At 46.0% G+C, this 11,337-nt stretch carries 9 protein-coding genes; all 9 read right to left on the bottom strand.

What is annotated here, in order from left to right:
* Nucleotides 1–4: 4 nt before the first annotated feature.
* Nucleotides 5–2,530, bottom strand: coding sequence for a DNA mismatch repair protein MutS (mutS, locus tag QOZ98_RS02745; protein WP_407676691.1), 2,526 nt, complete (start codon nt 2,528–2,530; stop codon nt 5–7).
* A 131-nt stretch (nt 2,531–2,661) separates the two neighbouring features.
* Nucleotides 2,662–3,087 (bottom strand): RicAFT regulatory complex protein RicA family protein, encoded by a 426-nt coding sequence (locus QOZ98_RS02750; RefSeq protein WP_142826522.1) that lies wholly within the window; start codon nt 3,085–3,087, stop codon nt 2,662–2,664.
* A gap of 379 nt (nt 3,088–3,466) precedes the next feature.
* Entirely contained in the window at nt 3,467–4,264 is a 798-nt protein-coding gene (locus QOZ98_RS02755; RefSeq protein ID WP_308786004.1) for a TIGR00282 family metallophosphoesterase, read from the bottom strand.
* Nucleotides 4,265–4,329: 65 nt separating this feature from the next.
* Nucleotides 4,330–5,889 carry a ribonuclease Y gene (gene rny, locus QOZ98_RS02760; RefSeq protein WP_308786005.1) on the bottom strand — a complete coding sequence of 520 codons (1,560 nt, stop codon included), beginning with the start codon at nt 5,887–5,889 and terminating at the stop codon, nt 4,330–4,332.
* Nucleotides 5,890–6,451: 562 nt separating this feature from the next.
* Entirely contained in the window at nt 6,452–7,513 is a 1,062-nt protein-coding gene (gene recA, locus QOZ98_RS02765; RefSeq protein ID WP_142826526.1) for a recombinase RecA, read from the bottom strand.
* A gap of 175 nt (nt 7,514–7,688) precedes the next feature.
* On the bottom strand, nt 7,689–8,942 hold the full coding sequence (locus QOZ98_RS02770; RefSeq protein ID WP_308786006.1) for a competence/damage-inducible protein A: 1,254 nt from the start codon (nt 8,940–8,942) through the stop codon (nt 7,689–7,691).
* Nucleotides 8,943–8,966: 24 nt separating this feature from the next.
* Nucleotides 8,967–9,545 carry a CDP-diacylglycerol--glycerol-3-phosphate 3-phosphatidyltransferase gene (pgsA, locus tag QOZ98_RS02775; RefSeq protein WP_308786007.1) on the bottom strand — a complete coding sequence of 193 codons (579 nt, stop codon included), beginning with the start codon at nt 9,543–9,545 and terminating at the stop codon, nt 8,967–8,969.
* A 49-nt stretch (nt 9,546–9,594) separates the two neighbouring features.
* Entirely contained in the window at nt 9,595–10,464 is an 870-nt protein-coding gene (locus tag QOZ98_RS02780) for a helix-turn-helix domain-containing protein (RefSeq protein WP_308786008.1), read from the bottom strand.
* Between the two features lie 17 nt (nt 10,465–10,481).
* Nucleotides 10,482–11,282, bottom strand: a complete 801-nt coding sequence (locus tag QOZ98_RS02785) for a YmfK family protein (protein ID WP_142826530.1) — start codon at nt 11,280–11,282, stop codon at nt 10,482–10,484.
* Nucleotides 11,283–11,337: the final 55 nt, after the last annotated feature.

Below are 11,337 nucleotides of genomic sequence, written 5' to 3' on the forward strand. Positions count from 1 at the left end.
GGTCTCACTCCTTATTGGTTAGCTTTTGCTGCAGGTCGTTCAGCATCTGCAGCGCTTGAAGCGGCGTCATTGCAGACACTTCAACATCTGTGATGGCCTGCAGGATTTCATCTCTTTCAGTGTCTGTCTCATCAAAAAACGATAACTGTTCAATCGTTTTCGGCTGCTGCTTTTTATCCTCTTCAAAGGTTTTCAGCAATTCGCGGGCACGCGCCAGGATCGGCTCCGGCAAATTCGCCAGTTCGGCCACATGAATCCCGTAGCTTTTATCGGCTGGTCCCTTTTTCACTTTATGCAAAAAGACCACTTTGCCCGATTGTTCCATTGCCGCTACATGGACATTGCGTAAATTATCGAGTGATTTTTCCAATGCCGTCAATTCATGATAATGGGTTGAAAACAGCGTATTTGCGCCAATTTCCAGGTGGATGTATTCAATCATCGACTGGGCCAGCGCCATGCCGTCATAGGTCGAAGTACCGCGGCCAATTTCATCAAACAGTAATAAGCTGTTTTTGGTTGCGTGGGTAATGGCATACTGCGACTCGAGCATTTCCACCATAAAGGTACTTTGTCCCGAAACCAGGTCATCAGCTGCTCCGATGCGCGTGAAAATCTGGTCTACAATCGGCAAGCTCGCCGATTCTGCCGGCACATAACTGCCGATTTGCGCCAGGACAATAGTTAACGCTACCTGCCGCATATACGTACTTTTACCAGACATGTTTGGTCCGGTTATCAGCAGCATGTTTTGGCCTTCCGCCAGAACACAATCATTTGGCACGTAATGCTGCTTGTTGAGCATTTTTTCCACAACCGGATGGCGTCCTTCAATAATCGAAATTTCATTTTGTTCGTTAAAATCCGGCTTTACAAAACGGTATTTCTCTGCCACATTGGCGAAACTTAAAAAGACATCAAGTCCGCTGAGTGAAGAAGCCAAGCGCTGAATACGCGAAATATACTGTTTGACTTCATCTCTGATGGCCACAAATAAATCGTATTCGAGCGACAAGCTTTCTTCTTCGGCCGTTAAGATCAATGCTTCTTTTTCCTTGAGCTCCGGTGTGGTGTAGCGTTCGGCATTGGCCAAAGTCTGTTTCCGGTCATAGCGCTCCAAATCCGCCAAATGCATATTGGCTTTGGACATTTCAATATAATAGCCAAAAATCCGGTTATAGCCGATTTTCAGGGTTTTAACTCCGGTCAATTTGCGTTCTTTCTGTTCGAGTTCCGCAATCCAATCTTTGCCGTTGCGGGAAGCATCCCGGTATTCATCCAACTGCTGATGGAATCCATCACGGATGACGCCGCCTTCTTTTGAAGACAACGGCGGGTTTTCACTGATAGCCTGGAGCAATTCACAGACCTCGATGCAGCGGTCCAGTTTTCCGCTGAATTCCTGCAATGCCGGGTTGCCGGAATTGGCCAGCTCTTCAATAAGCGTCGGCACTTTCTCCAGCGAACTCCGAAGCTGTGCTAAATCGCGCCCACTGGCACTGCCAAAGGCGATGCGCCCGGACAGGCGTTCCAAGTCATAGACTTCTTTCAATAGCCCCTGAAGCTCCACACGCACGAAATACTGCTCGATCAAAGCCGCTACCATGTGTTGGCGTTCTTCAATCATGCGCTTGTTTGCCAACGGCTGATGCAGCCATTGCTTCAGTTTCCTGCTGCCCATCGCCGTGACGGTTTCATCCAGCAGCCACAACAGCGTTCCTTTTGTTTCAGCGCCGCGAATCGACTGAAGCAGCTCCAAATTGCGCTTTGAGTGAAAATCGATGCTCAACAGCTGATTGTTTTCTTTATAGGTGAAGGCTTGGATATGGTCGAGTGACTGCTTTTGCGTACGCGAAATATACGTCAATAAACGCTGGCAGCTCATCCGTAAATCTTCCGGGCACTCTGCTACTTGCGAAGGGGGTACCGGGAAGGCAGTTTCCATGGTTTCAATGGACAACACCAAGTTCTGTTCTTCTTCGTTTAATAATAAAAATAATTGTTCCGAAACCACCAGCTCACGGATATTCAAAGATTGCAGTTCCTGAAGCAGGGCCTTTTCCGTCCCCATTATGTATGTCGCCGTTGCTTCACCTGTGCTGATGTCGATATAAGACAACCCAAATCCATCCGCCAGTTCGTCGGCAGCCGCTAAAAATACATTCGATTTGGAATCGACGCTTTTTCCTTCTGTGTGTGTTCCCGGAGTGACGAGGCGCACCACTTCGCGTTTGACGACTCCTTTCGCCGTTTTCGGATCTTCCACTTGTTCACAGATGGCCACTTTATGGCCTTTTAAGATCAATTGATCAATATAGTTTTTCGCTGCATGATGGGGAACACCGCACATGGGAATCCGGTCATCTCCAGTTCCACCACGGCTCGTCAGCGTAATTTCCAAAATTTGCGATGCGTTGATGGCATCATCATAAAACAACTCATAAAAATCACCCATCCGGAAAAATAAAAATGCGTCCAGGTATTCGGACTTTACTTGAAAATATTGTTGCATCATCGGTGTCGGTGCCATTATAAAACCTCTTTCAAATCGATTCGTCGTTTCTCCATTATACCAAAAATCAATGCGGAAAAGAAAAAACTGAAAGAGCTTTGGCTCTTTCAGTTGGATGCTTTAGGGAAATTTTCAGTTTTGCGTGCTGCTTAACAGCTTCCCGGTTTGTCGTTGCGAACTTTTGATCCCGTTTCACCGCGCAGCAAGTCTCCGCCTGTTTCGGTGATGATGTTGTTTGTTACTTGGTTGGCAATGGCGGTTGACACCATTTGCAGCAACGAATTGACATCACTCTGGGATTGCTTGAATTCCTGAACGATTGGCACGGCATCGATTTCTTCTTCGATTTTGGCAATTTTGCCTTCAATCAAAGTCAACGCCCGTTCTTTGCCGTACGCCTGGAAGTTGACCGCTTGCTTTTGCAAGCTCTTCAAGCTGGCAATTTTTTCCCGGATTTGCTGGTTTTCGTTAATTTGTGCTTCTGCACGCTTAAAGAAATCCACTTCTTCTGTTGCTGCAATCATATCTGCTACTTCGCGCGCTTTGGCGACGATTTCCTGTTTTGTATACGTCATTTCTAGACACCCATTTCTTGGCCTGATACGACTTTTGTAAATTCATCGTTCAGCTACCATTTTTTAGTTTGCGTTATTTTAACTGCCTGATAGAGCGCACATGTGAATAGATGCTTGGATCGGTTTTGTATTGCCATCGATTCTGATTGTACAGGTAAATGAATACCATCGACAAGATTCCCGCCTTGCACAAGCACATTATTCAATTCATCCACGTATATTTGTGTCTGGCTGATGTTAAATCAGTTGCGCAGAATATCATTTTTTCTGAAGTTCGTTCACGAAAACCTTTTAAACGATACTTTATTATACTGAAAACCAGACATGTTCTACAAGGCGTCTGGCTTAATTGTCGGAGTTTCGTCAAAAAGCTGTAGATTTACCCTTGAAATGGGTAATCTTCATTGATGTAAACCCGTTCAAAAGAGATGGCTTTGCCGGTTTGGTCATCCACTTCCGTGAAGAAGCCACTAACCACGGAACGGCCGCGCTTAGGCACTTCAAAGCGTGTCGGCATATTGGTCTTGAAACGGTACAGAACAGCTTCTTTGGCCATTCCGAGAATTTCATCATACGGTCCAGTCATCCCGACATCCGAGATGTACGCTGTGCCATTCGGCAAAATGCGTGCATCAGCGGTTTGAACATGTGTATGGGTACCGACAACGACCGAAGCCCGTCCGTCCAAATGCCAGCCCATGGCAATTTTCTCACTGGTTGCTTCTGCGTGGAAATCCACAAAGACCAATGGTGAAATGGCTTTGGCTTCCGCTACAAGCTCGTCCGCTTTCTGGAATGGATCCTCATGCGGCGGCAGGAAAACGCGGCCGTGCAGATTGATGACAGACAGGGTCTGGCCATTTTTGGTCACAGTCGCCATGCCGCGCCCTGGCGCTTCGTCCGAAAAGTTTGCAGGACGGATCAAATAATCCACTTCGTCAATAAAATCAAAAATCTCTTTTTGGTCCCATGTGTGGTTCCCCATCGTTACCATGTCCACTCCCATGAATAAAAGATCCTGATAAATAGCTTTTGTGATCCCGCGTCCTGCCGCTGCGTTTTCGCCATTGGCGATAATGACATCAGGCGAATACTTTCTTTTCAACCTTGGCAAATATGATTCCAATGCATCTCTTCCGATCGATCCTACAATATCTCCAATAAATAAAATTTTCACAAACTCACCTTTTTCCATAAGAAAAAGGCTTCTTTGAATAGACATTCATCGAAGCCTCACCCTTATTATTTTGCGTATTCAACTGCTCTGGTTTCTCTGATAACCGTAACTTTGATATGACCTGGATAATCCAGTTCCTCTTCAATCCGTTTCCGGATATCACGGGCCAGACGATGTGCCGTCATGTCATCGATTTGTTCAGGGCGAACCATGATGCGAATTTCGCGTCCCGCTTGAATAGCGAATGATTTCTCAACGCCTTCATACGATTCGGAAATTTCTTCAAGTTTTTCTAAGCGGCGGATGTAATTTTCCAGTGTTTCACTTCTTGCACCCGGGCGAGCGGCAGACAATGCATCTGCAGCAGCAACAATGACCGAAATGATCGAAGTCGCTTCTGTGTCACCATGGTGGGAGGCGATACTGTTAATGACAACCGGATGTTCTTTGTATTTGGTTCCGAGTTCCACGCCGATTTCAACATGGCTTCCTTCTACTTCATGATCGATCGCTTTACCGATGTCATGCAGAAGGCCGGCACGTCGGGCTAGTGTTACGTCTTCTCCAAGCTCTGCTGCCATCAAACCTGACAGGAATGCAACTTCCACAGAATGCTTCAGTACATTTTGTCCATAGCTTGTGCGGTAGCGGAGGCGTCCAAGAATTTTGATCAAGTCAGGATGCAGGTTATGTACACCTACGTCAAATGTGGTTTGTTCACCAATTTCACGAATTTGTTCATCCACTTCGCGTCTTGACTTCTCGACCATTTCTTCGATGCGTGCAGGATGGATACGGCCATCTGATACCAGTTTTTCAAGCGCCAATCGAGCTGTTTCACGGCGGATTGGATCGAATCCTGACAGAATAACCGCTTCCGGCGTATCATCGATAATTAAATCGATCCCCGTTAAGGTTTCAAGCGTTCGGATATTGCGTCCTTCACGCCCAATGATACGGCCTTTCATTTCGTCATTTGGCAGATTGACCACTGATACGGTCGTTTCTGCTACATGGTCAGCAGCAAAGCGCTGCATCGCCAGTGATAAAATGTTTTTCGCTTTTTTGTCCGATTCTTCTTTGGCGCGGGCTTCCGATTCTTTCATCATTACAGAAATGTCAGTTGAAAGTTCTTTTTCAACATCTTGCAAGATGATCGACTTCGCTTCTTCGCGTGTCAAAGATGAAATGCGTTCCATTTCGGACTGTTGCTGGCGGACTAACTCTTCAGCTTTGCTCTCCATCTGTTCAATATGCTGTTGTTTTTCTGCGAGTGCTTCGTCTTTGCGTTCCAGACTCGCTTCTCTTTTGTTTAATGCATCATCCTTGCGATCTAAATTTTCTTCTCTCTGCAACAACCGATTTTCTTGTCTTTGTAGTTCAGATCGGCGTTCCCGAATTTCAGATTCTGATTCAGTACGCAATTTATGATTTTCGTCTTTCGCTTCCAATAAGGCTTCTTTTTTCAGCGCTTCAGCTTCTCGTTTTGCATCTTCGACAATTTGCTCCGCAGAATTTTTAGCGCCTGCAATATTGGAATCGTTTGCTTTTTTCAATGCAAAATAACCAACAACTACACCGACGATGATACCAAGCAAAGCGAAGATGAACTCATTAATACCCATTCGGACACCTCCTCTTGCTATTGAATTTTTTTCAGTTAAAAAAGATAAATAAATATAAATTTTTTCGTTTTAACTGTTTAATAATTAGTAAATTATACAAGTTTAATTGTATAGATGGACTTATGTCGTGTCAACCCACGAAAAGCGGAAGCGGCCGCTTAGCTCCGACCGGTGTAAGACAATCTGACAAAGCGGCATCTCTCCAGCCGCACAGCCAAAGGGACTTATGACTCTAGAGTCTGATCGCTGGAGCTGGACATCAGGAAAAGCGGAAGCAGCCGTGTAGATTCGACGGGCATAAGACAGTCTGGCGAAGCGGCGTTCTTTGCCGCACAGCCAGAATGGCTTATGACCCTAGAATCTGGCTGTTGAAGCTGGACATCAGGAAAAGCGGAAGCAGCCGTGCCAACCACAGAGGCAGAAGGCAGTTGAGCGAAGCAGAAATACTATTTTCATTAGATATTGTATGTTTCCTTAACCATTTTAGCTCTTTTGCTTTCTGCATAGAAGAAAAGCCGCTAAGCTTTAGGCTAGGCGGCTTTTCCAGATTATTGGAATGATTTTATTCGTCATCTTCGTCAAGCAATAGGTTAAAGTCTTCAGGCTCATCCTTGCTGCCGGCAATTGTATAAGATGCAGCTGCCATTCCGTAAGACTCACGGATTTTATTAGAGATTTCATTGCGGACTTCCGGATTCTTCAACAGGAATTGCTTAACATTCTCACGGCCTTGACCGATCCGTTCGTCGTTGTATGAATACCAAGAACCGCTCTTCTGGATGATTTCCAGTTCAGAACCGATATCAACGATCTCACCTTCACGGGAAATCCCTTTTCCGTACATGATGTCAACTTCTGCAGTACGGAACGGTGGAGCTACTTTGTTTTTAACTACTTTGATTTTCGTTCTGTTACCGATAATCTCAGTACCGGATTTCAATGCTTCTGCACGACGCACTTCTAGACGGACAGATGAATAGAACTTCAGTGCACGGCCGCCTGGAGTCGTCTCAGGGTTACCGAACATAACACCGATTTTTTCACGGATTTGGTTGATAAAGATAACGATGGTGTTCGATTTGTTGATAATTCCTGATAACTTCCGAAGAGCCTGGGACATCAAGCGCGCCTGCAACCCCATGTGGGAGTCTCCCATCTCTCCTTCAATTTCAGCTTTTGGTACTAGCGCTGCAACTGAGTCGACAACTACAATGTCCACCGCTCCGCTTCGGACAAGCGCTTCAGCGATTTCCAATGCCTGCTCGCCTGTATCCGGCTGAGACAGCAGCAATTCATCAATATTAACACCAAGATTTTTTGCGTAAACCGGATCCAATGCATGCTCTGCATCGATAAATGCAGCTGTTCCGCCAATAGCCTGAACTTCTGCAATGGCATGAAGAGAAACGGTTGTCTTACCAGAACTTTCCGGGCCGTATACTTCGATTACACGCCCGCGCGGATAGCCGCCTATTCCTAATGCTGTATCCAATGCCAAAGAACCACTGGAAACAGATGAGATATTGCGGTCTGTTTTTTCTCCCAATTTCATGACAGAACCTTTACCAAATTGCTTTTCTATTTGCTTTAACGCCATGTCTAATGCTGCTTTACGATCGCTCAAAAGAAATCCTCCTCTAAATGAAAACCTAATTTTCTACCTGTTTCTAGTATACTAGCTTATTGAGAAATACACAAGAAAAAAGCGAACGTTTATTCGCTTTTGTTTTTTAAAACTTCATATTTAGAAGCCCTATACAATCCATTCCCCATTTTTGGACAGAAAAAAACACGCAAAATTAAATTTTGCGTGCATCTTCTTCAGTTAACGTTCGGATCACATAATGCAGTGCAAGTTTTACAGCGCGCAAACGATTGGTGTTGCGCATGCCGGAAAGCTGGAGACGGTAGGATTCGGAACCTTGCTCCGTAGCGATGCCAATCCAAACAGTGCCAGCCGGCTGATCGCCGTGTGCATCCGGACCTGCTGCACCCGTCAGTGAAACACTGATGTCGGTCTTAAACTTGTCCCGAACAGCTTCAGCCATTGCCAATGCTGTCTGTTCGCTGACAACTCCGTATTCAGCAAGCAATTCAGCAGACAGCCCAAGCTGGTGAACTTTCATCTCTTCATTATAAGTGATAACGCCACCCGCCAGAACCGCGCTTGCTCCAGCGACAGAAGCTAATTCGGATTGAAATAGGCCCGCAGTTAAGCTTTCAGCAGCTGAAATAGTTTTGCTTTGCTCTTTTAACAGCTCAATTGATTTGGAAGCCAGCGAATCATTATCATAGCCGTACAGATATTCGCCTACCAAATCCAAAATTTCTTCTTTTGTACCATTGATCAATTCCCAGGCTTCTTCAGTCGTATTGGTTTTAGCCGTAATGCGCAGGGTCACTTCACCGTCAGCGGCCAGAGGCGCAATTGTCGGGTTCGACTGTTTGTCCAGAATGTCATGGAGGCGGTCTTCCAGCTCAGCCTCGCCGATTCCGTAAAAACGCAGGACGTGAGACAGGATGACATCTTCTTTGTTCAATAAATGCGCCAGCTTCGGCTTAGCTTCAAATTGGAACATCGGCTCCATCTCTTTTGGCGGACCAGGCAAGAGTATGTAAACACGGCCATCTTTTTTGTACATCATGCCCGGCGCCATTCCGTTATGGTTGACCAGAACATCGCTGTCTTTTAACACCAATGCCTGCTTTTTATTATTCTCTGTCATAGGGCGGCCAGCACGCTCAAAAAACGCCACAATGGAATCCAGTGCTTCCCCGTTCATTTCAAGTGTTGTATTCAAGTGCCGGGCAATCGACTCTTTCGTCAAGTCATCTTTGGTCGGCCCCAGCCCTCCTGTGAACAGGATCAAGTCTGCACGATTTTCTGCGATATTTATAGCATCTTCCAGACGGTCGGCATTGTCTCCAACAACCGTGTGGTAATAAACATTAATGCCAAGTTCCGCTAAGTGATTGGACAGAAAACGGGCATTCGTATTGGTGATCTGACCTAGTAATAATTCTGAACCTACCGCAATAATCTCTGCGTTCATCTGTCTAATCCCCTTTTTACAAGCTTATTTTGAAGCCATCAACGCACGGCGGTTGGCATAAAAGTAATCCCATCCTGACCAGACTGTGAAAATCAGTGCAATATAAAGCATGATTTCAGCAAACGGCAAGCCGACCAAGGTGAAAATCGTATTATGCAGCAACAATGCAGAAATCGCCAAAATTTGTGCAGTTGTTTTGATTTTCCCTAAACCGCCTGCGGCAACCACTTCCCCTTCGCCCGCAAGCACAAGGCGCAGTCCAGTGACCGCAAACTCACGGCTGATGATGATAATGACGATCCAAGAAGCGGCAAATCCCAGTTCCACTAAAATGATTAAAGCGGCTGAAACTAGAAGCTTGTCGGCTAAAGGATCTAAAAACTTCCCGAAAGTCGTGACCAGATTATATTTCCGGGCATAAAAGCCGTCCACCCAATCGGTTAATGATGCAAAGATAAAAATAAGTCCTCCGACAAAATGAGTGACGGGCATAGTAGCACCAAAAAGCGTCATAGTGCCCCAGTCAAAACCGGCGAGCATGATCACCATAAATACTGGAATCAATAAAATCCTCGAAATGGTAATCTGATTTGGTATATTCATTGCTGTTTCTCCTTTCGAACTTTCATGAAAAATAGCCATCCAAAGATGGCTATTCGGCGTCTGTAAATTGAATAACGATATTTTGGGGTTGAAGTTGCTGTTCATACTCAATCGGTTGACCATTTAAAGTTAGTGCAATATTTGAATAGTCGCCAATACGCAAGCGAACAAAATCGACTTCTGATAAATCGAGTGTTTCTGTTTCCTCTGCTTGCATTACACGTGCTCCAGAAGTCAGTTCGGTTTGGTTCTGGTCAGTAGCCGCAATCCAGGATGGACCATCCGCAGCGATTTCGAGCTGACGATCAGCCGGTCCTTGCCACGAGTAAGTCGTGGTCTCACCTTGGGTTTCTTCTACAGCGAGCACGGCCTCAGGCTCTGCAGGTTCTGCTGCAGGCTCCTCGACCGGTTCCTCGGCAGCTTGCTCTTCCGTTTCCTCTGGTGCAGCAGGGGCGGGTTCCTCGTAAGAAATTCCATCGTCTTCATCCACCGGCAGATTTGGTGAGCCGCTATTGGTCGAGGCGCTGTAGAAATACCAAACTACTGCAAGAATCAAAACGATAAACAGCGCAACCAAAACTTTGGGCATAAATTCGGCATAGGCTGCGCTTGGCGCGGTTCTTGACACAGAACTGCTCCGGGAAGTAAGTGAACTCGGCATTTGGGGCCGGGCAGCCGGTTCCTTTTCCGGCATTTCCAATTTATGCTGTTCAAGCAGTTCTTCACCATTCAGCCCAACTGCTGCCGCGTATTGTTTGATAAAAGCCCGCACATAAAATGCACCCGGCATCATGCTGTGATTGCCATCTTCTATACCAGCCAAATAACGCTTCTGTATTTTAGTCAAGTCCTGTAAATCTTCCAAACTATATCCTTTGGCGATTCTGGCCTGTTTCAGCCGAGTACCCAACTCACTCAAAACGATCACCTGCCTACTTAGAAGTTGAATCCGTCCCCAAACATATCCCCTTGTGATTTTTCGTCCATAAAGGTGTTTTTCTCCAACACTTCATAGGTGATTTTCTCTTCCGGATGATGGCGCAGTTCAATAATATAATCAAAATCGTCGATGCTGTATTCTGACTGCTCGACAAATTTATCGGGGTGCTCCACAACTTTAATGGTTGGCATGCGCATCATTTCACGCACCAGCTGCATATGGCGTTCGTCCGCAGATCGGCGTGTAACTATGCCATCGAGGATGAAAATATTGTTGGCATTGTGTTCATCGCCCATCAATTGGTTGCGCACAGTCTGTTTGATCATCGTGGAAGACAGAAAAATCCATTTTTTATTGGCACTGACACTTGCGGCCACAATCGACTCCGTTTTGCCAACGCGCGGCATCCCTCTCAGACCGACCAGTTTATGGCCTTCCTGCTTGAAGATTTCTGCCATAAAATCGACCAGCAGCCCCAGTTCATCGCGCACAAAACGGAAAGTTTTGCGGTCATCAGCGTCTCGCTGGATATACCGTCCGTGCCGCACTGCCAGAATATCGCGCAGCTTCGGTTCACGGAATTTCGTTACTGCAATAGTTTCAATTGTTGACAGGATCTGTTCAAATCGCTCCAGTTGGACATCGTGCTCGGCGCGCAGCAACATTCCGCGGCGGCCTTGGTCCACACCATTGATCGTTACGATATTTACCCGCAGCATCCCCAAAAGAGATGCAATATCACCAAGCAGGCCCGGACGGTTCACTTGAATTTCGTATTCGAAATACCATTCTTTCATGCAAATCCCCGACCTTTCTCCAAAGAGATCTTTAGTTAATATAATAGCTGATTTG

The organism is Planomicrobium stackebrandtii (genome assembly GCF_030814955.1).
In the GTDB taxonomy this organism is placed as follows: Bacteria; Bacillota; Bacilli; order Bacillales_A; family Planococcaceae; genus Planococcus; species Planococcus stackebrandtii.